The organism is Actinoplanes sp. KI2 (genome assembly GCF_025630775.1).
Taxonomy (GTDB): Bacteria; Actinomycetota; Actinomycetes; order Mycobacteriales; family Micromonosporaceae; genus Actinoplanes.
This window is the reverse complement of record NZ_JAOSZE010000007.1, coordinates 1-22778: the sequence shown is the minus strand read 5'-3', so window position 1 is coordinate 22778 and position 22778 is coordinate 1. Positions and strand designations below refer to the sequence as shown.

Genomic DNA, 22778 nt, shown 5'->3' with positions numbered 1-22778 from the left:
CTTGATGGGAGGATTCGTCATCGGCAGACGTGGTCGGCGAGGAACCGCTGCCACGGCACGGCATCCCGGTCCTTCGTCATGCTGATCTGCCAGCCGCCGGTCGGGAACGGCCGCAGCGGGTACAGCGAGACCTCGATCGTGTGGAGCCCGGTCGCGCGGCGGATCCGTACCGGAATCGGCTGGGCCGAGGCGGGCACCGCGCGACAGTCGGTGACGTGGTAGTAGATCGCGATCGTCAGACTCGCGCCCGGCGCCAGTTCATAAGGGCGGTCCGGGGTCAGCGGCTCGCCTCCGGCACGCACCATCTGCAGGGCTCTGTCGAAGTACGTGTTGCCGACGGTGACCCGTTCGACCCGCAGGCCCGGCCGGTCCACCTCCACCCCGACGATGGTCAGCGGCATCCAGTTCTCGTTGGACACGACGAATCGCTGCGCGACGTGCTCGGTCTGCGCCGCGGGCCGCCGGTTGGTCATGGACTCCTTCTCGACCAGCGGGTTCGTGGCGTCTCCGTAGACGTACCAGCCGCTCCAGCCGGGCTCGGCGGTCAGCCGCGGGGCGAGCGCCCCGGAAATGTCGGTCAGCACGCCGGCGACGACCAGGGGGATCAACGCGGCCGCAACCAAGGCGAGGCGCCTGCGTGTACGCACCGGAGGAAGGTATCAGTAACTTGGATGAGTTTCCGGTTGTCGGTCGGCGCCAGGGAACTGCCCGGCGAGGTCGAAGGTGTAGACCGCGCCGCCGGTGCTGCCGACCGTGATGCCGGTGCCGTCGGGCAGGGCGATACCGGTCGTGAGGGTGGCGTCGACGCGCATGGCCGCGACCGGGTCCGGGTCGTCCGGCCGCCACACGGTGATAGTGCCGTCCCGGCCGGCCGCCGCGAGCCAGTCGCCGTGCGGGGCGGCCGCCAGGGCCACGATCGGCCAGGGGTGCCCGGCGACGTCGTACCGGCGGGTTCCGGTGGTCAGGTCCCACAGCCGAAGCGGCCCCTGCGGGCAGGCCGCCGCGAGCCAGCTGCCGTCCGGCGCGGCCGCGAGGGCGCTGATCCAGCCCTGATACCAGTCGAACTTGTGGCGGGCGACGCCGGCCCGCGGATCCCATACCCGTACGGTGAAATCTCCGCACGCCGTCGCGAGCCAGGTGCCGTCCGGGGCTGCCATGGCGGGTCCGATCCAGTTCTCGTGGCCGTCCAGCTCGCGGAGCCGCCGCCCGGTCACCGGATCCCAGATCGACACCCTTCCCTCGACCGTGCCCGCGGCCAGCCACTGCCCCAGCGGGTCGACGATGAGCCGGCCCACCCCGCCGTGCGGGCCGGTGAGCCGGCCCACCCCGCCGTGCGGGCCGGTGAGCACGTGGCGGCACTCGCCGGTGGCCGGATCCCAGACGCGGACGGCGCCGTCCGCTCCCCCGGTGGCGAGCCAGCTTCCGTCCGGGGCGACGGCCATCGCCCGGACCGGCTCGGAGTGACCGATCAGCGTGTGCCTGCGGTCGCCGCTGTGCGGGTCGAAGACGCGGGTATGGCTGTCGCTGCTGGACGCCACCCAGGTGCCGTCGGGTGACACGATCAGTCCGGTCACCGGGTTGCTGTGGCCGACGATGACGCGTCGGCACGCTCCGGACGCGGCGTCCCAGATCCGGAGGCTGTGGTCCTGGCTCGCGGTGGCCACCCACTCCCCGGACGGCACGGCGGCCAGCGCCACGATGCGTGCGGTGTGCCCGGCACGGGTCAGGTCGGGCCCGGTGGCGGCGTTGCTCCAGGTGCGGACGGTGTGGTCGTCCGCCGCCGTGGCCAGCCACTGCCCGCTCGGCGCCGGCACCACCGTGGTGACCCGGTCGGTGTGACCGACATAGACGCCTTCGCAGGTGCCGGTGAGCGGATCCCAGATACGCACCGTGCGGTCGTGACCCGCGGTGGCGATCCGCGGAGCGCCGCCGGGGACCGCGGCGAGGCCCACGACCCAGTCGGTGTGGCCGGCCAGCACCCGCCGGCACGCGCCGGTGGCCGGGTCCCAGACCCGGATCGTGTTGTCGTGACTGGCGCTGGCGAGCCAGTCGCCGTCCGCGGGGGCAGCCAGGGCGCAGACGATGCCGTTGTGCCCGCGAAGCGTACGCAGACACTCCCCGCTTTCCGGATCCCAGAGCCGGACCGTGCTGTCTCCGCTGCCGGTCGCCAGCCAGGAGCCGTCGGCGGCGACGGCGACGGATGCGATCCAGTTGTCATGGCCCTCGAGGACGTGCCGGCATCGCGCGGTGATCGGGTCCCACAGTCGTACGCTGCAGTCCTGCCCGGCGGTGGCGAGGTACTCCCCGCCCGGTGCGGCGGCGAGCGCGGTGAGCCGGTCGGTGTGGCCGGTCAGCGTGGCGCGGCACTCACCGGTCAGCGGATCCCACAGCCGTACGGTCCGGTCGTGGCCGGCGCTGGCGAGCCAGGCGCCCGACGCCGGCGTCGCCAGGGCGATCACCGGGGCGGTGTGGCCGGTGAGCGTCGCGAGCCGGGCTCCGGTCGCCGGGTCCCAGACGGACACGTCGTGGTCGGCGCTGCCGGTGGCCAGCCAGCCGCCATGTGCCGGTACGGCGAGGCTGGTGACCTCGCTGTGGTGGCCGGACAGGGTGTGCCGGCACGCCCCGGTGGCGGGGTCCCAGACGCGGACGGTGTGGTCACCGCCGCCGGTCGCGACCCAGGTGCCGTCGGGTGCGACCACGGTGACCGCGACCCGGTCGGTGTGCCCGATGAAGGTCCGCAGCAGGGCCGGGTGTGGCAGGTCGGGCAGTGGCCATCGGTTGGTCAGCCGGGGCGTCGGCGGATCGGGTGTCGCGGCGAGGGCGCCGAGCCGGCTGTGCAGGATGGCGCCCAGCGCGTGCTCGGGTGCGGTCGGCGCCAGCAGGTGGGCGTTCTGGCGGATCTTGCGGCCGAGCAGGCTCGCGAGGTCGGTGTGCGCCGCGGTGAGGTCGGCCTCGGCACCGGCCGGACCGTGCCGGCGCAGGCGGGACAGGATCCAGCGCGGGTCGGTGACCGTGGCGGCCAGCTCGTCGTGCCGCCCGGCACCGGCAAGGTGGCCGGTGAGGTTGCGGATCAGGTAGTCGTGCCGGGCCGGCAGCTGCCACCACGCCGGCCGGCCGTCCACCGTGGGCGCCACCCCGGCGGCGGCGTCCAGCAGCCCCTTGTTCAGCTCGACGAGCCGGTGGTCGCCGGCCGCGTGGATCAGGTAGGAGCGGATCACGTCGTGCAGGCGTACGGTCTCCGCCGAGCGACGGTATTCCTGGACCAGGGCGAGGTCGGCGAGCGACTCGCAGACGCCGCGGACCCGGCCGGGGTGGAGACCGGCCGTGGCGCCCCACAGCAGTTCCAGTGCGGCCAGCGGGATGTCGGCGTCCTCGGGGAAGACCGCCAGCTCGAAGAACCGGTCCACCCGATCCGGCGACAGAAGATCAAGGCCGGCGCGTACGGTGGCCGCGACCGCCCGGCCACGGTGGTGCGCGTTGTCCACATCGAAGGTGGCCGGACCGTCCTCGTCGAGCCGGTCCGCGATCTCCGCCAGCGCCTGCCCGGCCGACGCGCCGTAGTCGATCGAGCGCACCAGGGCGCGGTTCGCCAGGGCCAGCAACACCGGCCACCCGCCGGTGGCCGCCACCACCCGCGCGACCGGCGCGGCCGGCGCTCCGGTCACGTCCCGGGTCAGCAGCGCGGCCGACTGCGCCGCGGTCATCTGGTCGAGGGGCACACTGTGGCGCGGGTCCAGCAGCCGCCGGGTCCGGGTGGTGAGCAGGCGTCGGCACCCTCGGCCGCCGCACCGGAACGGCTCCAGCTGCTGGTCGGTCCAGGCGTCGTCGACGACCAGCAGCACCGGCCCGCCGGCGGCGTCGAGGATCTCGCCGAGCCGGAAGCCGGCCTGCAGCGGGTCGGTGAAGGCCGGGCGGCTGCCGCTGAGCTGCTCGGCCAGGTCGTTCACCTTGGCGGCGAGCTCGGCCCCGGCCACGTGCTCGCCGAGCGTGACCCAGAGCAGGCCGCCGGGGAAACGCCGCCGCGTCTCGGGCTGGTGGCACAGCCACTTCGCGAGGGTCGTCTTGCCGAAGCCGCCCGTGCCGTGCACACCGGTTATGCCGACCGGCTCGTCGGCGTCGGCGCAGACCAGCCGGAGCAGACGGTCCGTGACATCGGGGCGCGCGATCAGGTGGTCGGTCAGCGGGGGCGCCAGCCACGGCCGCCGGGTCCCGGCCGGCGGGGTCGCGAACTGGTTGACCGTGATCGACCCGCCGGGCGCGTTGTACTGCGCCGCCTGCTGCGACGCCTGGAACACCTCGGCCGGGCCGCCCATCAGTCGGGGTGGTGGTGCACCGTGATGGAACCGCCGGGAGCGTTGTACTGCCGGGCGTGGTCGGCGGCGATGAAGGTGTTCACCCAGCTCTGCCGCTCCGCGGGCAGTTGGGCGCGGACCGCCTCGGCCCACTCCCGCAGCTCGTCCCCGATCTGCGGATCTTCCTCGACCAGGTCGTGCAGCCGCTGCTGCCAGGTCTGCACCCAACGCTGCTCGGCGACCGCGCGCTCGGCCGGCGGGGACGCCTCCAGCTCGGCGGCCATCTCATCGGTCCATCGCGCCGCCGTCTCCTCGCGCCGGCCGGCCTTGGCGAACAGCCGCACCAGTCCGCCGCGGGCCGATTGCCAGGCATCGGTGGCCGCCGCGCCGACAAGGGCCGAACCACCGGCGGCCACCACCGCCATGAGCGTCTCCGAGATCACGTTGGACCCCCTCTCCACGGTAGACCGTAGCGAGTCACTCACGTAACGTCATCCCGCGCCGGTTCAGGCCCCGGACAGCACCCGCGCCTCCATGCGGCCGGTCGCCGTGCCCGACTTCTGGATCGCGACGAGGTCGAGGCGGCCGTCGCCGTTCCAGTCGGCGAATGACAGATCGGTCCGATCGTCGGTCGGGCCGAGCGCGGTGGCGGTGGTCTTCCGCAGTTCGCTCCCGAAGCCCTTCGCGCCGTCCAGGACCCGGATCTCGGTCTTCCGGCTCTTCGTGCCCGACCTCTGCACGTCCACCAGGTCCGGCCGGCCGTCGCCGTTCCAATCCGCGATCGAGAACTCGTGCCTGGCATCGGTCGGGCCCAGTGCGGTGACGGAGTGTTGCAGCTCTCGCTGGAAGCCCGACGCGCCGTCCAGGACCTGGACCTCGGTCTTCCCGCTGGCCGTGTCGGCCTGGTAGACCACGACCAGGTCGGGCACGTTGTCGCCGTTCATATCGGCCACCAGCATGTCGTGCCGCGCGTCGGTGGGCCCCAGGGCGGTGACGGTCTGCACCAGGAAGGTCTGGAAGCTGGTCGCACCGTCGAGTATCCGTACCTCGGTGCGGCCGCTCGCGGTGCCCGCCTTCTGGATGGCCACCAGGTCGAGCCAGCCGTCGCCGTTCCAGTCGGCCATGGCGTAGGTGGTGGTGTTGCCCGCGGAGAGGTCCAACGGGGTGGCCGTCTGCCGCAGCAGTCGCTGGAAGCTGGAGGCCGCGCCGGGGATGCTGGGCGTCCCGTCGAAGATGTAGATCTCGGTCCGGCCCGTGGCGGTCGCCGCGTGTTGCACCACCACCAGATCGGGACGGCGGTCATCGTTCCAATCGGCGACGCTGATCGCATGCCGGTCGTCGGTCTGTCCCCATCCGGTCGCCGCCGCCATCAGGACCTTCTGGAACGGCCCGGTCGGCTGCCTGGCCTGCGTTGCCGCGGGTGCCGCCGTGCGACCCCACACATCCGCCACGATGAGCTGGGCGTCGTGGACCTCCGGCGCGTACGCCTCCGGATAAGCCGACGCCTGAACGCGCTGGCAGATCTCGCCGATGTCGCCGGACATCCAGCCGTTGCCGGGGTCCTTGCGGATCATCGCGCTCAGGAAGGCCTGGGTGCTGTAGCGGGGATCGGTGAGCTCGCCCGGCTGGCCCCAGCCCTGCGACGGCCGCTGCTGGAAAAGCCCCAGGCTGTCCGCATCGACCGCGACGGTGTAGTTGTGCAGACTGCTCTCGGCGATGGCCGCGGCGACCGCGATCACCGCCGCCCGCTGGTTCAGCCCGCGCGCCTGGACGTTGGCCACGATCGCCCGGGCGCAGGAGATGCTGTAGCCGGTCACCGAGCGACCCAGCCGCACGCCGGTCATCGACGGCCGCAGGACCGCGGCGGTCACATTGTCGGCCGCGGCCGGGCCGCCGGGCTGGCAGGGCGCGTACGGAATCGCCGCTTGGGCCGGAGTGGCCAGGCAGAACGTGCCGGCCAGGAGCGCCGCTGCCCCGAGCATCGCGGCCCCGCGTGACATGTATCGATCCCCCGATCGCTCGCCCGATGCTACGAACCTGCCACACGCCGAGCGCCCCCGGAAGACAAGCCCGGCTGAGAGGTGGCTGTGCGGTCGCACACGCCGCCAATGTGATCTCAAATTTCTTGACATAGCCGGATTCGTACCTAATGCTGCGTAGGTTCATTTCCCCCTGGTATGCGTGGTGCGCTCAGCTCGTCCCCCGGCTGGCACCGCTAAGGAGTCCCCCCGATGTCCTACGCCCTCGACGACGCCACCCTCGGTGACCTCTGCGCCCAGGCGCTCAGCGCACACCAGTCGGAGAACCGCTTCGTCACCCTGGCCCTGGCCACGCACGACCCGCTGGCCGACGTCGCGCGGACCGTCGAGCGGATGGTGTTCGAGGAGTCGTTCGGGCTGGACGAGGCCGTGATGCTCGCCGAGTACACGCCGTACGAGGAGCAGAGCTACTTCTTCCTGGTGCTCGACCGGGAGACCGGGCTGCCGGCGGGCGCCGCACGGGCGATCGAGGGCGGCGGCAAGACCCTGGACGACGCGCCCGCCCTGATCGGTGTGGAGCTGTCCGAGATCGTCGAGGCGCACGGCATGCATGACGGCGGCAAGATCTGGGACTACGCCACGCTGGCGGTGCTCCCCCGCTACCGCTCCGATCGCAACGGCCTGACGGTCAGCAGCATGCTCTACCGTTCGTTCATCAACGCGGGCCACCGCTGGGGCGTGCGGCACGTCGTCTGCATGCTCGACTCGGCCGCCTTCCGCAACCTGGACATGCTGGGTGTCCGGTTCGTGGCGATGGCCGGCTCCGCGCCCTTCGACTATCTCGGCTCGCCCGCGAACCGTGCCCTGTACATCCCGTTCGAGGAGATTGCCCGTTCGATGGGCGACATGGCCGAGCTGCTCAGCCAGCCCGAGGAGCCGGACGCCAACGGCCGCCGCCGGCCCGGGGCCCGCCGCGTCACCCAGCGCCTGGCCGCCCAGGTGTCCTCCGGCGACGGCCTCGACCCGCACATCGACATGCCGGGCTTCGAGCGGCGCCTGCGCCCGCGCTCCTGACTCACCGCCCTTCTTGGGTTTTGTCAGGTTTTGCCGGGATGAACCGCCTACGGGGCGAGCAGGCAGGCGATCGTACGTTGATCGCCGTCCTCGTCGACGCCGTGGGTGATGCCGGTGAAGCCGGGCCACCGGTGGGCCAGGACCTGTTCGTGCCGCAGGAAGCGCACGATCGTCTCGCTGATCCGCTCGCCGGGGACCAGCAGCGGGATTCCCGGCGGGTACGGGGCGAGGAGCACCGCGGTCGTCCGGCCGGCCAGCTTCTCCAGCGGTACGTGTTCGACCTGGCCGGCGGCCATGGCGGTCCACGCGTCGGCCGGGAGGGTCACCTGCTCGACGGGCTCGGTGTAGATCGCCGTGGTCAGTTCGGCGAGGTCGGCGTCGCGGTAGGTGGCATGCAGGGCAGCACAGAGGTCCCGTAGTCCGAGCCGGGCGTAACCGGGGTACGCGGCGGCGAAGGCCGGCATGAGCCGTTCGATCACCGCGTTGCCGTCGTAGGCGCTCTTGAAGCGGTGCAGCTCGGCCACCAGGGAGTTCCAGCGGCCCTTGGTGATGCCGATGGTGAAGAGCACGAAGAGCGAGTACAGGCCGGTCTTCTCCACCACGACTCCGTGTTCGGCGAGATAGCGCGCCAGCACCACGCCCGGGATGCTGGGCGAGCCGGGCTCGCTGAACTCGCCATGCACCGTGAGGCCCGGCATGGTGAGCGTGACCTTGATCGGGTCGAGCATGGTGAAACCGTCGTCGACCTGGTCGAAGCCGTGCCAGGTGGCGTCGGCGGTCAGCTGCCACTCGGCACGTTCGGGCAGGCCGGTCCGCCCGGATGGGGTGTCCGGTCCCCAGACGCCGAACCACCAGTCGTCGCGTTCCTCGCCGAGGCGAATGATGGTGCGGCGGAACTCCATCGCCTCGGTGATGCTCTCCTCGACCAGGGCGCGGCCGCGCTTGCCGGCCATCATCTCGGCGGACACATCGCAGCTGGCGATGATCGCGTACTGCGGGCTGGTCGAGGTGTGCATGCGGTACGCCTGGGCCAGGACCCGGCCGTCGAAGTGGCCGCCGGCGGTGTCCTGAACGAGGATCTGGGACGCCTGGGAGAGGCCGGCGAGGAGTTTGTGAGTGGACTGGGTGGAGTAGACCACGGTCCGCTTGGTGCGGTCGCGGTCGTTGGCGACGCCGTGCATCCCCACGTACAGCTCGTGGAAGCCGGCGTGCGGCAGCCATGCCTCGTCGAAATGGAGCGCGTCGACTACGCCGTCGAGGTTCTCCTTCAGTTCGTCGGCGCGGTAGATGATGCCGTCGTAGGTGGACTGGGTCAGGGTCAGCAGGCGGATCCGTTTGCTCTTGTCGGTGACCAGCGGGCTGGCGTCGATCTTGGCCTGGAGCGCGGCGGCGGTGAACTCGCTGCGTGGGATGGGTCCGATGATGCCGGCCTTGTTGCGGGTCGGCATCAGATAGATCGGTACGGCTCCGGTGAGCATGATGGCGTGCAGGATCGACTTGTGGCAGTTGCGGTCCACCGCGACGATGTCGCCCGGCCCGACCAGCGAGTTCCACACGATCTTGTTGGAGGTGGAGGTGCCGTTGGTGACGAAGTAGAGGTGGTCGGCACGGAAGGTCCTGGCGGCGATGCGTTCGCTGTCGGCGATGGGGCCGGAGTGATCGAGCAACTGCCCCAGTTCCTCCACGGCGTTGCACACGTCGGCGCGTAACAGGTTCTGGCCGAAGAAGTCGTAGAAGACGGTGCCGATCGGGCTCTTCAGGAACGCCGTGCCGCCGGAGTGTCCGGGGCAGTGCCAGGAGTATGCACCGTCGTTGGCGTACCGCATCAGCGCCGCGAAGAACGGCGGCGCCAACTGGCCGAGGTAGTGGCTGACCTCCCGCTGGATCTTGCGGGCCAGGAAGTCGGGGCTGTCCTCGTAGGCGTTGACGACGCCGTCGATCCGGGAGAGCACCGACTGCGGAATGCGCCGTGCCGTCAGCTGCTCGCCGAACAACAGGATCGGGATCCGGTCATTGTGCGCGCGGACGGCCTGCACGAACTCGGCTGCCGCGCGGACGGCGGCCACGTCGGAGGGTTCCTCGGGCCCGTCGTCGGACCGGCGGACGGTGAGCTGCAGCGTGTAGAGAACGGCCGAGCTCGATCGGGCGACGTGTGCCAACAATCCCAGCCGCTCGGCGCCCCGCCCTTCGTCGCCGAACCGCCCGAGCTCCAAACCAGCCCGGATCAGCGCGGCCTCGAGCAGTTCCAGCGAGCGTTGCGCGCCGGCGGCGCCTTCCGCCGGCGCGACGATCGTGACCGGGAACGACAAGGTGAACGCCCTCTCGGCGGTGGCTGGCGCAGCGGGACATGTGCGTCGCCGTGAACCTAGCCAGGACGAGAACGATCCGGGCGGGGAACCCGTGCTGATCCCCGAGCCGGGTGACATCCAGGCGTTTCAGGGGCTGGAGCAGCTGACGCCGGTCGGGGTGCTGCCGCCGTTGCCGTTGGCGACGAAACCGAACGTGGTCGTGCCGTTGGCCGCGAGAGCGCCGTTGTAGGCGGCGTTCCGCACGCTGATCGCGCCGCTGGTGCCGGTGCTCACCCCGTTCCAGAGGTTGGTGATGGTCTGCCCGCCGGCCAGGGTCATCCGGACCGTCCAGCCGTTGACGGGCGCGGCCGCGGCCTGAACCGTCACCTCGGCCTGGAACCCGGTGCCCCAGCTGTTGGTCATCCGGTAGCCGGCCGTGCAGGCACCCACCGGGCCGGTCGGTGGGGTGCTCGTCGGAGTGGCCGGGGTCGTCGGAGTGGTGCCGGTGCCGAGGCTGCCGGGCACGGAGAGCAGCGCGTTGTACCAGACGGTGGCCATCTTGCTGTAGCCGCCCGCGTTGGGGTGCACCCCGTCGGCGAGGTCGGCGGTGGTCAGCGCGTTGTACATGTTCACCAGGTGGACGCGCTTGCCGGCATTGGCCTTGCTGGTCACGATGCCCGGGATCTGGGCGTTGAAGCTGCGTACGGTGGCGTCGCAGCAGGACAGCGGGATGATCGTGGCGACGAACAGCTCGGAGTCCGGCGCCTGGGCGGTGATGTGGTCGATCAGGGTGGACAGCCGCGCCGGGGCACCGGCGGGGTCGCTGCCGTACATGTCGTTGGTGCCGATGTGCAGCAGGATGGTGTGCGGGGTGTAGGTGCGCAGCCAGGTGACGACGTTGGCGTCGATCTGAGCGATGGTCCAGCCGGAGTGGCCCTCGTGGTCGTGATCGCCGAGACTGGCCGGCCCGTTGGACAGCGAACCGACGAAGTCGACCGTGTACCGGCCGGCGACGACCTTCTGCCACAGGTCGATCCGGTAGCCGCCGGGAACGCTGAGGCCGTCGGTGATCGAGTCGCCCAGCGGCATGACCCGCACGCCGCCGTTCGACTCCGCACTGGCCGTACCGACCGCGAGAACCGTGGCGGCGACGAGGACGGCCGCCCCGATGAACAGGCGCATCGAGCTTCTCATGAGACCGTCCCCCTAGCGCTGCAGGGTCAGGACGGCCGGACGCCAGGGCAGCAGGTTGTAGTCGCCGCTGGAACTGGGATTACGACCCTGGTAGAGGAACTGGAGGTTGCAGGGGTCGATCGTCATCGTCTGATCGGGGTTGGTGCGCACCAGGTCGCCGTGGCTGATGTCGTTGGTCCAGGTGGCGCCGCTGTTGGCCTTGCCGGCGAACGGGTTGCTCTCGGAGGTGGCCTGCGGAGTCCACGTGCCGCCCAGGCTGGTGGCCGTGAACGAGCGGAAGTAGCGCCCATTGGCGCCGATCGCCTCGACGATCATCAGGTACTGGCTCTGCCCCTGGACCTTGTAGACCTGCACCGCCTCGAACAGGTTGTTCGTGGAGTCGCTCAGGACCGTCGTGTACGACGAGCCGAAGCTGCCGGGGAAGTTGCCGATCGGCATGCTCGCCCGGTAGATCTTGCCGTTGTCGCCGGCGAAGAACAGATACATGTTCGTGCTGTCACCGATCAGCGTCTGGTCGATCGGCCCATAGGGTGCGTCGGAAACGCTTCCGGTGAACAGCGGCTGCTGCGCCGACCACCCGTTGGCGTTGGTGGGGTCGCTGGAGGTCCGGTACAGGAACGGCGACGAACCCCATTGGGAGGCGAGCACCCAGACGTTCTTCGGGGCGAAGTAGAACAGCGTCGGTGCGACCGCGGCCGTGGACATCCCGTTCTGGCCGGCCGAGGCCATGTCCGACCAGTTCGTGAACGAGCCGAAGTTCATCGACCCGTACGATCCCGACGTGTTGACGTCCGACGCGTAGACCACGTGCTTGCCGTTGTAGACGACGCTGCTGAAGTCCTTGAGCGAAACCCACCCCGACTTCGGCGTCGCCAGCGAGCCCGTCGACGACCACCGGTACGTCGAGGGAAGCGTGCACGTGCTGGGCGGCGTGGTGGGCGGCGTGGTGGGCGGCGTGGTGGGCGGTACGGTCGTCGGCGCGGAGGTCGGGGCCGTTGTCGGGGTCGTGCTGCCGGTGCAGGCCACCCCGTTGAGGGCGAAGGCGGTGGGCGACGGGTTGCTGCCCGTCCATGACCCGTTGAAGCCGAACGCGACCGAGCCGCCGGTCGCGACCGAGCCGTTGTAGCTCACGTTCTTCGCGGTCACCGCCGCGCCGCTCTGGGTCAGCGTCGTGTTCCACGCCTGCGTCACCGTCTGCCCGGCGCCGAACGACCAGGTCAGCGTCCAACCGGTCAGCGGATCACCGAGGTTCGTGATCGACACGTTGGCGCCGAACCCACCGGTCCACTGCGACGACACGGTGTAGCTCACCGAACAGCCCGCCGACGCCGCGCCCGCCGGCAACGCCACGGCGACCGCCGCCAGAACGCCGGCCGAGACCAACAGCGCATTGACCGCTCTGAATCTGCTCATGGTCTTCCACTTCCTGACGAGGGGATGGCGACCTGCGCGTGGGGGAGCGTTCACGGCCGCGTCAGGGATATTACGGGAGCGCTCCCACGCGCTCAATCGAAAGTCGCCACTGAAAACCTGTTACGGCCGGAATATCGTCAGAAAACAGCTACCGAAACCGTTATCAATTGAAGCTTCTGAATCGCCAATGGCCTCGGCCGCGCGCCGGATCAGCGGTGTGACGACGCCGGCCCGGCGAGGAGAGTCGCGGCCTCGGCGCGGGCCTGGTCGATTGTGGACTGCGCGCAGCCACACAGCCGCAGGCAGGAGGCGGCGATCGCCTGGGCGTCGGCGCTGTCCGGCTCCCGGGCGCGACGGATCTGGATCACCACCTCGGTGACCTGGATGAGCAGCTCGCCGAGGCGCTGCGCACTGGCGCCGGCCAGCACCTCGGGGCCGGCCACCCGGGCGCCCAGCCGGCCGTAGGCGTCCTGCAGCTCCTGCCGCTCGGCGCGGAACGCGTCGTATCGCTCGTCCTGCACCTCGGGGAGCAGGTACAGCGTGCCGATGTTGTGCGGGGTGCGGCTGAGGGTCTCCACGTCGATCAGCGCGAGCAGGTACAGCGCGCCGGCGGCGCTGGCGCTGCCCGGTACCAGCCCCTCGATCCGCCGGACGGCGTCCAGGCTGGGCCGGACCGAGGTGGTCAGCAGCTCGATGAGCAGGTCGTCCTTGCCGGCGAAGTGATAGTAGAGCGACGCCTGCCGGATGCCGACCCGCTCGGCGATCAGGCGGGTGGTCGTCGCGGCAAAGCCGCGCTCGGCGAACAGCGCGGCGGCCGCGTCCAGGATCTGCTCGCGCGGAGTGGCGCCGGCCGGGCCCGAGGCGGGAGCGTGCCGCGGCCGCCCCGGTCGAGCCTGCGGCGTCATATCCATCATCTTTGCACGGCGGCCCCGGCAGTCACGGCGGCCCCGGCGGCGCCGGAGGTCACGGCGACCCCGGCGAGGTAGGCGCGCCATCCGCCGAGGTGGCTGATGTCGGGCGCGTTCTCCAGCGCCGCCGGTTCCACCAGGAACCCACTGACCGAGGTGGCGTCGATCAGCGTCACCCGGCCGATCGCCATCGGCGCCGGGACGGCGCCGACGAAGGCCCCGAAGCCGTCCGCCGGGAGCCGCCACAGTTCACCCAGGATGCTGCGGCCGCCGGCACCGACCCGGACCAGCCCCGGCTTGGGCGGATCGGTGTCGAGCACGTGCAACGCGTAGCTCGGCGCGGTGGCGGTGGCCGCGACGAGCGTGCCACCGGCCGCGGCCAGCTGGACGTTCAGCGGCTGGCCGGTGAGGTGGGCGCCGACCACGAACAGGTCGATGCCCGGGTTGGCGAACCGGCGGGCGAGGTCGGCCAGCGCACGGTCGGTGAAGGCGGCCCCGGTCAGCATCACCCCGAACGGCAGCCCGCCGACGAACCCGGCCGGCACCGCCAGCGAGGCGTAGTCGAGCAGGTTCGCGCAGTTCGTGAAGCGGCCCATCCGCGCGTTGGCCCCGACCGGGTCGGCGGCTACGTCGGCCAGCGTCGGATGCCCGGTGGTGGTGGGCGTGAGCAGCGCGTCACAGCCGCTCAGGGCGACCCGGCCGGCGGCGCTGAGCGCGGCGAGCCGGGCGGTGTCCGTGGCCCAGTCGGCGGCGGTCTTCTCCTTGCCGGCGAGAATGATGCCGGCGACGGTCGGGTCCAGGTCGGAGCCGATCAGGTCGGCGTGCTTCTCCAGGTGGGCCCCGACGGCGGCGTACCGCTCGGCCACGAACGCCCCGCCGTACAGCAGCGACGCCGCCTCCAGCAGGGGCGAGACGTCGACCTCGACGATCTCGGCGCCGGTCGCCGCGAACCGGCGGACCGCCGTCGCGAACGCGTCCCGCCACCCCGGCGCGAGATCCTCCAGGTGCTCGTCCGTCGGAACGGCAAGCCGGGGCCGGGCCGGTGCGGCCACCGGAAGTGACGAAGGACGGGAGAGCGGATCGGCCGGGTCGACGCCCTCCATCAGCTCGGCGACCGTACGGCCGAGGGCCAGGTCGCGGGCGAAGACGGTCACGCAGTCGAGCGAGTAGCAGGCGGGCACCACACCGGTGACCGGGATCAGGCCCCGGGTCGGCTTCACCCCGACGATCCCGTTCAGCGCCGCCGGCACCCGGCCGGACCCGGCCGTGTCGGTGCCCAGCGCGAAGTCGACCAGGCCGAGCGCGACCGCCACCGCCGACCCCGACGACGAGCCGCCGGAGATGCGCGCCGGATCCCAGGCGTTGCGGACCGCACCGTACGGGCTCCGGGTGCCGACCAGACCGGTGGCGAACTGGTCGAGGTTCGTCTTGCCGATCACCACCGCGCCCGCCGCGCGCAGCCGGGCCACCGCGGTGGCGTCGGCGCCGGGCCGGTAGGCGTACGACGGGGCACCGGCCGTGGTGGGCAGGCCGTACACGTCGATGTTGTCCTTGACCGCGAACACCAGGCCGGCCAGCGGCAACGACGGATCCAGCGCGGACGCCTCGGCGAGGGCCACGGCCCGGTCGCGCAGCGAGATCCAGATCTCCGGCCGGTCGGCCGCCTCGATCCGGTCGAGGGCGGCGGCGACCCGGGCCACCGGATCGCCGGTCACGACCGCACCGCCGCGAGGATCTGGCCCGGTGCGACCTGCTCCCCGGCCTTCACATACAGCTCCACCAGGGTGCCGGGCACCGGTGTGGTCACCTTCGCCTCCATCTTCATCGCCTCCACGGACAACACCGGGTCACCGGCGGTCAGTACGTCGCCGGGGGCCGCGGCTATCTGCCAGACCGTGGCCGTGAACGGCGCGGTCACCGCCGTAGCGCCCGTCGGCAGCGCCACTTCCGAGGTCGGCGCCGGCGGCTCGGCGTCCCGCCGGTCGAACTCGCCGGCGGCCCGCCAGCGCTCCTTCTCCTCCTCGAACGCGGCCGACTGCCGGCGGCGGAATGCGGCGATCGACTCCGCGTTCGCGGCCAGGAACGCGTTGTACTCCGCCAGCGAGAACGACCCCTCGGCGGTGTCGAGGGCGAGCCGGCCCGCGTCGCTCTCGGCGCGGAGTTCGAGCAGTTCCTCGGCGGTCACCGGATACCACTCGATCCGGTCGAAGAACCGCAGCGCCCACGGCTGGTCGCGGTAGCGGAAGCGGTTCCAGACCTGCACCGTACGGCCGACGAACTGGTAGCCGCCGGGACCCTCCATGCCGTAGATGCACAGGTACGCCCCGCCGATGCCCACCGAGTTCTCCGCCGTCCACGTACGGGCCGGGTTGTACTTCGTGGTGACCAGCCGGTGCCGCGGGTCCAGCGGGGTGGCGACCGGCGCGCCCAGGTAGACGTCACCGAGCCCGAGCACGAGATAGCTCGCGTCGAACACCGTGCGGTAGACGTCGCCGGTGGTGTCCAGGCCGTTGATCCGGCGGATGAACTCGATGTTCCACGGGCACCAGGGCGCGTCGTCGCGGACGCCGGCCATGTACCGCTCGATCGCCAGCCGGGTGGCCGGATCGTCCCAGCTCAGCGGCAGTCGGACGGTGCGCGAGGGTACGGCCAGTTCGTGGGTGGGTGGCACCTCGGCCTCCAGCTCGCGCAGCAGGGCCGCCACGTCGCGCGCCTTCAGCACGCTCGCGTCGGTGTGGACCTGCAACGACCTGATGCCGGGCGTGACGTCGAGGATTCCCGCGGGCCGGTGCCGGGCGAGGGTCTCCTGCAGCGCGTGCACCCGCATGCGCAGCGCCAGGTCGAGCTCCATCGGCCCGTACTCGACCAGCACGTTGTCGTCGCCGTCGCGCCGGTAGGTGACCGCCGGGCGATCCGCGCCCGCCTCGATCCGGCCGAGGACGCCGTCGTCACCGTCGCCGCCCCGGGTGGCGACCGCGGGCGCACCGCGGCGGCTGACCAGACCGGCCGCGTCGGCCTCCCGGACCGGCACGAACCGTACGGTGTCGCCGGGCCGGAGCTGGCCGAGCTTCCACAGCTCCCCGCTGGCCACCACCGCCGGGCAGACGAAGCCGCCCAGGGACGGCCCGTCGGGCCCGAGGATGATCGGGGTGTCGCCGGTGAAGTCCAGAGCCCCGACCGCGTACGGGGTGTCGTGGATGTTCGACGGGTGCAGGCCCGCCTCGCCGCCGTCCGGCCGGGCCCAGGCGGGCTTCGGGCCGATCAACCGGATGCCGGTCCGTGCGGAGTTGTGGTGCACCTGGTAGTCGGTGGCGTAGAGGGTCTCGATGTCGGCCCGGGTGAAGAACTCCGGGGCGGCGTGCGGTCCCTCGGTGACCCCGATCTGCCAGGTGTCGGTCAGGTGGGGCCGGCGCTCGAGCGGCGTGCACCCTTCGGTAAACCCGGTGGGAGAACCGGGCCGCAGCACGTCGCCGGCGAGCAGTGCCCGGCCGCCGTGGCCGCCGAACCCGCCGAGCGTGAACGTGGCCGCGCTGCCCAGATAGGACGGCACGTCCAGGCCGCCGCCGACCGCGACGTACGTGCGCAGCCCGGGCCCGGTCGATGCGCCGAGGGTGAGCACTCCCCCGGCCGGCACCGACAGAGCGGTCCACAGCTCGGCCGGCTCCTCGTCCAAGAACAGCGGCACCGGCGCGCCGGTCACCGCGACGACCGACGGCGCGGAGAAGCGGAGTGACAGGCCGCCCGCGGTGACCTCCAGCGCCGGCTTCGTGGCCGGATTGCCGACGGCGAGGTTCGCCTCGGCGAACGAGACGGCGTCGAACGGCCCGCTCGGCGGTACCCCGACGTGCCAGTACCCGAGCCGTCCCGGCAGTTCCTGAACGGTGGTCATCGGCCCCGGTGCGAGCACGTCGATCCGCGGCCGGGGGTCGGTCGTGGTCCGCAGCGTCGTGGTGCTGTGGGTGGCGGCGCGCAGGGCAGGCTCGTCGGTGAGCGAGCGCAGCAGCCCCAGGTTGGTGACGATGCCGTCGATCCGGGTCGCGTCCAGGGCCGCGCCGAGCCGTTCGAGGGCCTGGTCGCGGGTGTCGCCGACAGCGATGATTTTGGCGAGCATCGGGTCGTAGAACGGCGAGACTTCCAGGCCCGTCTCGACGTAGCCGTCGACCCGTACGCCCGGCGGGAACTCGGCCCGGGTGACCAGGCCGGAGGAGGGCAGCGAATCCTTCGCCGGGTCCTCGGCGTAGACCCGCGCCTCCACCGCGAACCCGGACGGCCGCCACTCCCGCTCGAAGATCGCGGGATCCACCGACCCGGCGCCGGCCAGCTCCAGCTGCAGCGCCACCAGGTCGACCCCGAAGACCTCCTCGGTGACCGGGTGCTCGACCTGCAGCCGGGTGTTGACCTCCAGGAAGGCGGCCTCCTCCCGGACCGGGTCGTACACGAACTCGACCGTGCCGGCGCCCCGGTAGTTCACCGTGGCCAGCAGCGTTCGCGCGCTTTCGTGCAGCCGCTGCCGGACCGGCTCGGGCAGGCCCGGCGCGGGCGCCTCCTCGAGCACCTTCTGGTTGCGCCGCTGCAGCGAGCAGTCCCGGTCCCCGAGCACCGCGATCCGCCCCGCGCCGTCGCCGAAGACCTGCACCTCGACGTGGCGGGCGGGCCGGACCAGCCGTTCGAGGAAGACCCCGGCGGAGTCGAAGTTGGCGCGGGCCAGCGCCTCGACCCGTTCGAAGGCCGCGCGGACCTCGTCGGGCGAGGCGCAGGCCTGCATGCCGATACCGCCTCCGCCGCCGGTCGCCTTCAGCATCACCGGCAGGCCGATCGCCTCCGCCGCGGCCACCGCCTCGTCGGCCGAGCCGAGCAGCCCGGTGCCGGCCAGCAGCGGAACGCCGGCCTGTTCGGCCAGCGCCCGCGCCGTGTGCTTGGCGCCGAACGCGACGATCTGCTCGGGCGTCGGGCCGGCGAACCGGAGGCCGGCCGCCTCCACCTCGCGGGCGAACTCGGCGCTCTCGGAGAGGAATCCGTAGCCGGGGTGGATGATGTCGGCGCCATGGCTCAGCGCGGCCGCGAGGATCAGATCGCGCCGCAGGTACGAGTCCCGGGCGGGTGCCGGGCCGAGCCGGACCGCGGCGTCGGCCTCACGCACGTGCGGCGCGGCCCGGTCGGCGTCGGAGAAGACCGCGACCGTACGCAGGTTTCGCTCGCGGGCCGTCCGGATGATCCGCCGCGCGATCTCGCCCCGGTTGGCGATCAGCACCGTGCTCACGGCTGCACCCCTCCTGCCTGGACCACGATCATCCGCAGGGGTGTGGGGTTGAAGTCGTTGCACGGGTTGTTCATCTGCGGGCAGTTGGAGACGACCACCAGCACGTCCATCTCGGCCCGGACCGCCACCCGCTTGCCCGGGCCCGACATCCCGTCCACGATCCCGAGCGCGCCGTCGGGCTCGACCGGGACGTTCATGAACCAATTCAAGTTCGAGACCAGATCCCGTACGCCGAGGCCGTGCTTGGCTCCCTCGCTGAGGAAGTTCTCCCGGCAGCCGTGGTGGAACATCACGTGGTGGCCGTAGCGCAGGGTGTTGGACTCCTTGCCGCACGCCCCGCCGATGGTGTCCTGCCGGTCGATCTCGTTCGCGACGACCGTCATCAGCGGGCGTCCCTCGTTGCTGCGCAGGACGGTGCCGGTGCGGACGTACGCGTTGCCCTGCCAGGCGAGGGTGTCGGGCACGCTGTACCGCTCGTCCGGGTCGTGCGCGTTGTAGATCAGGCAGTCCGCCGACTGGTTGCCGCCGACGTCGACGATCGTGAGCACGTCGCCGGCCGTGACGACGCCCGACCAGGACGCGTTCGGCGCCACCCGCTCGTCTTTCACGACGGCGCCGCCGACCAGCGACTCACTCCATTCCAGGACGGTCATAGCCCGCGTGCCTCCGCGTAGTCGAGGGTGTTGAGGTAGGCGCGGTTCAGCTCCGGGGTGGCGCCGAACCGCGGATCGGCCGGGCCGGTGGCCGCGCCCCGCCAGGCATGGACCCGCAGCGGCCCGACCACGTACTCGGGCCGGGGGTCTCGCGGGTGTGCGACGTTGGCCAGCAGCACCAGCAGCGGCAGTTCCGCCACGAGCGTCACGTGCGTACCGGGGCCGGCCGAGCCGAGCCAGTCGAGCGCGCCGTCGGCCGCGACCCGGATGCCCTGGAAGAAGCTGACGCCGGGCGGCAGGTCGCGGCGGGTGAGGCCGTGCTTGGCGGCGGCCTTGACGAACAGGCTGCGCCCGGCGGGCGACGGCCCCTCCGGCCGGGCGTCGCCGTACCTGCTCTCGTTCCAGGCCTCGGTGGTGGTGCCGCAGAACGCGTCGTGGCGCCCCGAGGAGTCCTCGACCAGGCTGGCCAGCACCCGCCCGTCACCGGAGAGCAGCGGCGTGCCCGCACCCAGGTACGCCTGCCACGGGATCTTCAGCGTGTCGGCCACGTTCAGCCGCTCCACCGGCTCGAGCGCGTTGTAGACGAGCAGGTGCGCGCACGCCTGTCCGGTGGGATCGTCGAGGCGCAGTCGCGTGCCCCGGGCGAGCACCTTGTGCGTATATCCGCCCGGCGCCACCGTCTCGGCCCAGGTGAGCGTGGCCGGGTCGATTCCGGGCGGGGCGAACGGGCTGCTCGACGCGGGCAGATACGGCATCCACTCGCTGCTCAGCCCGGTCTGGGCGCGGGCGTCGTCCCGGGCGTTGAGGACGCTGTCGGTGCGGTGTTCCGCGCGTACGTTCATGCTTCGGCCGGCACGTGGGTGTGGGGAACGTGGACCAACTCGATCCGCCGGTGCAGCCGCTTGTATCCGAAGTAACCGGCGCCGACGGCCAGCACCGCCGCGACCAGCAGCACGGCGCTGTACTGCAGCATCCAGTTCCCGTCCGGCGAGAGGTCGTAGATCTCCGTCCGCGGCCACATCAGGTTGACCACCATGATCACTTGGTAGATCACCGCCAGTACGGTGACGGCGAGGCCGAGCCGGCCCATCGAGAACAGCGGCTTGCCGTCCTCGTCCACCCCGGCCGGGAACCGGTCGGTGTTGCGGTGCCGGATGCGCACCACCAGCAGCGGGAGGGTGACGCCGAGGTAACCGATGTAGAGCATCGCGATGCAGATGCTGGAGAGCGCCGTGAAGATCGTCGTGGAGTTGATGTTGACGAGCAGCGCGATCACCGCGCCGGCGCCCACCACGATCGAGGCGCGGATCGGCGCCCCGGTGCGCGGCGAGACCTTGCCGAGCGCCTTGCCGAACGGGAAGGCACCCTCGCGCGACATCGAGTACATCATCCGGGCACCGGAGGTCTGGCAGGCCAGCGTGCAGGCGAAGACCGCAACCGCGACGCAGCAGAGCAGCAGCCGGCCCAGCACGCCGCCGAGCCGCTCGGTCAGCACCCACGACAGACCCAGCGAGGAGAGGTTGCCGTCGGTGAGGCTGGGGGCGGCCATCAGCGCGGCCAGGATCAGCAGGCCGCCACCCAGGCCCGAGGTGGTCAGCGCCCGGATGATCGTCTTCGGCGTGGTCTTGCGCGGCGCGTGGGTCTCCTCCGCCAGCTCGCCGGCCGAGTCGAAGCCGACCATGACGTAGGCGGCCATCAGCGCGGAGGCCAGCCAGGCGAAGAAGTACGGGCCGCTGCCGGTCCAGCCGGTGTGGTGCAGGACCACCGACGGGCCCCGCTCGGAGAGCGCGAACAGCACTCCGACCAGCACGATCACGCCGACGATCTCCACCGCGACGCCGACGCTGGTGGCCGCCGCCATCTGCCGGATGCCCAGCGCGTTCACCAGCGTCGTGATCGTCAGTAGGAGGACGCCGAGGATGACCGCGTTCTGCGCCCCGGTCGCGGAGAGGATCGACGGGTCGGCCGACGAGCCGCCGACCACCTGGAAGCCCGACCAGATGGCCGGCAGCACGGCCTGCATGGCGATCGCCGCGACGGCGACGGTGAGGATCTGACCGATCACCATGATCCAACCGGTGAAGAAGCCCCAGCTCACCCCGGCCAGCCGGCTCGACCACTGGAAGATCGCACCGGACACCGGCCAGCGGCCGGCCAGCTCGGAGAAGCACAGCGCGACACACAGCTGCCCGGCGAACACCACCGGCCAGGACCAGAAGAACGAGGCCCCGCCCAGCAGGAAGCCCAGCCCGAAGAGCTGGAACACCGTTGTCAGGATCGAAACGAAGGAGAAGCCCGCGGCGAAGGACGCGAACGTCCCGACGCCTCGGCGCAGTTCCTGCTTATAGCCGATGTGACCAAGGTCGACGTCCGCGCTGCGGACGGGCGCGGACTCGGTTGCGCTCATGACTCCACCTCCGGCGGGTCTTATCTGTCGTCTGACAGGTAATGGACCTGAGGTTGGAGCCCGGGTGTTCCGGAAGCGGTTCTGCGGCGTTACCGCCAGGTTCCGCCGCGTTAATTCGCGATGACGAGCGGGCCCGGCTCTCGCTGTCCGCGGTCACCGAGTGGATCAGTGCCGTCGCGCGTCACGGGTCGCCGTGGCGGCCGGCGGCGATACGGTCGACCGCTTGCTTGGCCTCGAGCAGGCTCGCGCCCGTGTGCTTGCGGTAGGCCCGGACGGCTTCGATCATCCGCCCGTTCTCCAGGTGATGGACCACCTCGGCCTCCTCGGGCGCGGCGATGCCAAGGTGGTTCATCACCAGGTCAAGTCTCCGCTGAATGGCCGTCAGCTGGGTCGCCGTGCTGCGCCGTTCCTGAAACCAGGCCCCGGCCGCGGCCGCGAGCGACCCGATCGTGGCGATGACAAGCAAGGTCGTTTCGAAGGGGCTCATCGACTCATCGAACCAGCCATGCGCTACATATGCGTCCGGTGTGGGCATTCGCTGGGGCAGAATGCGACCATGCCTGTGCTGACCCCGGACGAGCTGCTGACCACGACGCGATCGGTGCGCAAGCGCCTCGATCTGAGCCGGCCGGTGCCGATGGAGGTGATCCGCGAGTGCCTCGAGATCGCCCTGCAGGCGCCGAGCGGTTCCAACCGGCAGTCGTGGCAGTGGGTGGTGGTCACGGACCCGGCGCGCCGGGCGGCGGTGGGCGAGTTCTACCGCAAGGCGGTCGAGGCTTATCTTGCCTCGGACGGGGCGGCCGGCAAGTTGTTCGCGACCGACGCGCTGCGCGGCCCGGTGCAGCGCCGGGTCGGTGACAGCGTCGCCTACCTCGGTGAGCACATGGGCGACGTGCCCGCCCTGGTGATTCCCTGTCTGCGCGTCAGCGGCGGCAGGCTGCCCGAGGGCAACCAGGCCGGCCTGTGGGGGTCACTGCTGCCGGCGGCGTGGAGCTTCATGCTCGCGGCCCGTGCTCGCGGGCTCGGCACGGCGTGGACGACGCTGCACCTGAGGTACGAGCGGGAGATCGCCGCGCTGCTCGGCCTCCCGGAAGACGTCCGTCAGGGCGTGCTCATCCCGGTCGCCTACCACACCGGAGAGACGTTTCGCCGTGCCGCGCGCCAGCCACTCGACGAGGTACTGCACGTCGACTCGTGGTGATGACCCGATCGATCGAAGCCCTTATTTGACGGCGCCGGCGGTCAGTCCTGCTTGGATTTGTCGTTGGAAGATGGCGTAGATGATGATCATGGGGAGGATCGAGAGGGTG

General features: G+C 71.5%; 16 protein-coding genes and 1 pseudogene. 2 read left to right on the top strand and 15 right to left on the bottom strand.

Translation table 11 applies throughout. The annotated features are described in order from the left end of the window. Positions 1 to 17: 17 nt before the first annotated feature. The 4 genes from ODJ79_RS08835 to ODJ79_RS08820 all read right to left on the bottom strand — a co-directional run bounded on the left by ODJ79_RS08835 (position 18) and on the right by ODJ79_RS08820 (position 6292). On the bottom strand, positions 18 to 647 hold the full coding sequence (locus ODJ79_RS08835; protein ID WP_263022844.1) for a hypothetical protein: 630 nt from the start codon (positions 645 to 647) through the stop codon (positions 18 to 20). Between the two features lie 12 nt (positions 648 to 659). Further along, positions 660 to 4313, bottom strand: coding sequence for an NB-ARC domain-containing protein (locus ODJ79_RS08830; RefSeq protein WP_263022843.1), 3654 nt, complete (start codon positions 4311 to 4313; stop codon positions 660 to 662). Then, positions 4313 to 4735 (bottom strand): hypothetical protein, encoded by a 423-nt coding sequence (locus ODJ79_RS08825; protein WP_263022842.1) that lies wholly within the window; start codon positions 4733 to 4735, stop codon positions 4313 to 4315. The genes ODJ79_RS08830 and ODJ79_RS08825 overlap by 1 nt, the downstream gene beginning before the upstream one ends. Positions 4736 to 4798: 63 nt before the next feature. Next, the gene (locus ODJ79_RS08820; protein ID WP_263022841.1) at positions 4799 to 6292 is read right to left on the bottom strand and encodes an FG-GAP repeat domain-containing protein; all 1494 of its coding nucleotides are present in this window, start codon (positions 6290 to 6292) and stop codon (positions 4799 to 4801) included. Positions 6293 to 6523: 231 nt separating this feature from the next. Here ODJ79_RS08820 and ODJ79_RS08815 point away from each other — a divergent pair, with 231 nt between their 5' ends. Continuing rightward, positions 6524 to 7345, top strand: a complete 822-nt coding sequence (locus ODJ79_RS08815) for a hypothetical protein (RefSeq protein ID WP_263022840.1) — start codon at positions 6524 to 6526, stop codon at positions 7343 to 7345. 47 nt (positions 7346 to 7392) lie between these two features. Here ODJ79_RS08815 and ODJ79_RS08810 read toward each other — a convergent pair whose 3' ends face one another. The 10 genes from ODJ79_RS08810 to ODJ79_RS08765 all read right to left on the bottom strand — a co-directional run bounded on the left by ODJ79_RS08810 (position 7393) and on the right by ODJ79_RS08765 (position 22003). After that, entirely contained in the window at positions 7393 to 9654 is a 2262-nt protein-coding gene (locus ODJ79_RS08810) for an arginine/lysine/ornithine decarboxylase (RefSeq protein ID WP_263022839.1), read from the bottom strand. 126 nt (positions 9655 to 9780) lie between these two features. Then, entirely contained in the window at positions 9781 to 10827 is a 1047-nt protein-coding gene (locus ODJ79_RS08805; RefSeq protein WP_263022838.1) for a cellulose binding domain-containing protein, read from the bottom strand. 12 nt (positions 10828 to 10839) lie between these two features. After that, positions 10840 to 12240 (bottom strand): non-reducing end alpha-L-arabinofuranosidase family hydrolase, encoded by a 1401-nt coding sequence (locus ODJ79_RS08800; RefSeq protein ID WP_263022837.1) that lies wholly within the window; start codon positions 12238 to 12240, stop codon positions 10840 to 10842. Between the two features lie 209 nt (positions 12241 to 12449). Beyond that, a complete protein-coding gene (locus tag ODJ79_RS08795) occupies positions 12450 to 13145 on the bottom strand; it encodes a TetR/AcrR family transcriptional regulator (protein WP_263022836.1) in 696 nt (231 codons plus the stop codon). Between the two features lie 5 nt (positions 13146 to 13150). Beyond that, the gene (gene atzF / locus ODJ79_RS08790) at positions 13151 to 14863 is read right to left on the bottom strand and encodes an allophanate hydrolase (RefSeq protein ID WP_263022835.1); all 1713 of its coding nucleotides are present in this window, start codon (positions 14861 to 14863) and stop codon (positions 13151 to 13153) included. Continuing rightward, positions 14860 to 18408 carry an urea carboxylase gene (uca, locus tag ODJ79_RS08785; RefSeq protein WP_263022834.1) on the bottom strand — a complete coding sequence of 1183 codons (3549 nt, stop codon included), beginning with the start codon at positions 18406 to 18408 and terminating at the stop codon, positions 14860 to 14862. Before uca ends, atzF begins: the two co-directional genes overlap by 4 nt. Next, entirely contained in the window at positions 18405 to 19061 is a 657-nt protein-coding gene (locus ODJ79_RS08780) for an urea amidolyase associated protein UAAP2 (protein WP_263022833.1), read from the bottom strand. Before ODJ79_RS08780 ends, uca begins: the two co-directional genes overlap by 4 nt. Beyond that, on the bottom strand, positions 19058 to 19903 hold the full coding sequence (locus ODJ79_RS08775; RefSeq protein ID WP_263022832.1) for an urea amidolyase associated protein UAAP1: 846 nt from the start codon (positions 19901 to 19903) through the stop codon (positions 19058 to 19060). Before ODJ79_RS08775 ends, ODJ79_RS08780 begins: the two co-directional genes overlap by 4 nt. After that, positions 19900 to 21468 (bottom strand): APC family permease, encoded by a 1569-nt coding sequence (locus ODJ79_RS08770; protein WP_263022831.1) that lies wholly within the window; start codon positions 21466 to 21468, stop codon positions 19900 to 19902. The genes ODJ79_RS08775 and ODJ79_RS08770 overlap by 4 nt, the downstream gene beginning before the upstream one ends. A 181-nt stretch (positions 21469 to 21649) precedes the next feature. Next, on the bottom strand, positions 21650 to 22003 hold the full coding sequence (locus ODJ79_RS08765; RefSeq protein ID WP_263022830.1) for a hypothetical protein: 354 nt from the start codon (positions 22001 to 22003) through the stop codon (positions 21650 to 21652). Between the two features lie 21 nt (positions 22004 to 22024). Here ODJ79_RS08765 and ODJ79_RS08760 point away from each other — a divergent pair, with 21 nt between their 5' ends. Further along, positions 22025 to 22669 carry a nitroreductase family protein gene (locus ODJ79_RS08760; RefSeq protein ID WP_263022829.1) on the top strand — a complete coding sequence of 215 codons (645 nt, stop codon included), beginning with the start codon at positions 22025 to 22027 and terminating at the stop codon, positions 22667 to 22669. A gap of 21 nt (positions 22670 to 22690) precedes the next feature. Here the strand turns inward: ODJ79_RS08760 and ODJ79_RS08755 are convergent. After that, a pseudogene (locus tag ODJ79_RS08755) lies at positions 22691 to 22778 on the bottom strand (carbohydrate ABC transporter permease); the annotation flags it as partial.